Annotated in this window: 1 protein-coding gene and 1 pseudogene; one reads left to right on the top strand and one right to left on the bottom strand. The window is 61.0% G+C overall.

The window, feature by feature from the left end:
• Positions 1 to 277 (top strand): annotated as a pseudogene (locus A3730_RS31090) (ABC transporter substrate-binding protein); the annotation flags it as partial.
• Between the two features lie 200 nt (positions 278 to 477).
• Here A3730_RS31090 and A3730_RS05150 read toward each other — a convergent pair.
• Positions 478 to 873 (bottom strand): acyl-CoA thioesterase, encoded by a 396-nt coding sequence (locus tag A3730_RS05150; RefSeq protein WP_063519537.1) that lies wholly within the window; start codon positions 871 to 873, stop codon positions 478 to 480.
• Between the last annotated feature and the right edge of the window lie 94 nt (positions 874 to 967).

Raw genomic sequence — 967 nt, forward strand, 5'->3', positions numbered from 1 at the left:
CCAGGACATGCTTGACGAGTACACCGCCCGCAACAATGCGGCGCTCGATGAGCTGGTGAACAAGCACGGGGTAAAACTGCGTCGCCTGCCTGACGATGTGCTCAAGGCCCTGAAAGACGCCAGCGATGAGGTCATCGAAGCGCTGGTGGCGGGCAACAAGGATGCCCGCAAGGTGTACAACTCCTACCGCCGTTTCCGCGACGAGTCCATGCAGACCATGGCCGTGGCAGAGCAGTCGTATATGAATGTGCGTAGTGAGCTTGCCAAGAAAGCTTGATCAGAGCCGCTGTAGGAGCACCACTCGAGGTGCGAACGCGACGAGGCTCATGTTTCTGTCGCCGTTCCTGGATCGATCTGTCGAGCGCTGCAATCCCTGATCGCCCTGTGGGCGATTTCCGCGTTTGCACGCGGTTCGCACCTCGAGTGGTGCTCCTACAGTAGCTTCGTAGCCTGCGCCTTGCAGTTTGAGGTGTGCAGTCAGTCCCTGGGCACCGCCCGGGTCCGCCCGGTGTCATCGATGGCCACGAAGGTGAAATGCCCTTCGGTCACTTTCGACAGGGTGCCGGTGTCTTCGCGTACCCACACTTCCACCAGAATCTGCATGGAGCTGCGGCCGATGTCCTGCAGCCGGGTGTAGCAGCTCACCACGGCGCCCACGGGCACCGGGCGCAGGAAGGCCATGGAGTCGATGGCCACGGTGGCCACGCGGCCCCGGGCTTTTTTGCGGGCGGTGACGGCACCGGCCAGATCCATCTGTGAGACCAGCCAGCCGCCGAAAATATCGCCATTCCAGTTGGCGCTCTGCGGCATGGCGATGGTTTGGATGGCAAGGGTCCCAATCGGCTGGGGTGCGTCGTCAGTATGGTCTGTCATGTTGTTATCCGTAGAGCGTATGCGGCAGCCAGGTGGCGAGTTCCGGGAACAACGCCAGAATGCCCAGCATGATTAATTGTATGGCGATAAAGGG

This window comes from Alcanivorax sp. HI0044, assembly GCF_001634945.1.